Origin of the sequence: Paraburkholderia sp. RL17-381-BIF-C (assembly GCF_046026435.1) — a bacterium.
Lineage (GTDB): Bacteria > Pseudomonadota > Gammaproteobacteria > Burkholderiales > Burkholderiaceae > Paraburkholderia.
Map to the genome: position 1 here is coordinate 1 of NZ_JARESX010000202.1, position 771 is coordinate 771.

At 61.5% G+C, this 771-nt stretch carries 2 protein-coding genes; both read left to right on the forward strand.

Annotated features, from left to right (window positions below):
• Positions 1-166, forward strand: a 166-nt coding sequence (locus P0D70_RS36670; protein WP_408188121.1) for a proton-translocating transhydrogenase family protein, incomplete at its 5' end; no start/stop codon positions are given.
• A partial coding sequence (locus P0D70_RS36675; protein WP_408188120.1) for an NAD(P)(+) transhydrogenase (Re/Si-specific) subunit beta occupies positions 166-771 on the forward strand: 606 nt, incomplete at its 3' end. The genes P0D70_RS36670 and P0D70_RS36675, both read left to right, overlap by 1 nt.

The following is a 771-nucleotide window of genomic DNA, read 5'->3' on the forward strand; positions in this document are numbered from 1 at the left end:
GCTCACTTTGGGCACGCCCGGCAAGTTCTTCGGCACGCTCGCCGTCGCGCTTGCGGCAGTGAACGTGTTCGGCGGCTTTCTCGTGACGAGGCGAATGCTGGAGATGTTCAGGAAGAAAGAGCCGAAGAAACTCATCGCAGACAAGACGGCCAAGGAGAACGCGTAATGAGTCTGAACGTCGTCATGCTGCTTTATCTGGTTGCGTCGGTCTGCTTCATCCAGGCGCTTAAAGGGCTGTCGAATCCGAAGACGGCGCGCATCGGCAATACCTTCGGCATGGTCGGCATGGCGATCGCGATCCTCACGACCATCGCGCTGATCGTCAAGCAGGCTAATGGGCTCGGTTCGAATCTCGGGTTGGGGCTTGGCCTGCTGCTGATCGCGCTGGTGGTCGGCGGCGCGGTCGGCGCGTTCGTCGCCGCGCGCGTCGAGATGACGAAGATGCCGGAACTGGTCGCGGCCATGCACTCGCTGATCGGTCTTGCCGCTGTGTGTATCGCATATGCGGTGGTGTCGGAGCCGACTGCGTTCGGTCTCGTCGATCCGGACAACGCGATTCCGGGTTTCCTGCCGTACGGCAATCGCGTCGAGCTGTTCATCGGCACGTTCGTCGGCGCGATTACGTTCTCGGGTTCGGTGATCGCGTTCGGCAAGCTGTCGGGCAAGTACAGGTTCCGGCTGTTCCAGGGCGCGCCGGTGGTCTACGCCGGGCAGCATCTGATCAACCTGTTTCTTGCGATCGGGATGCTCGGCTTCGGCGTGATCTTCTTC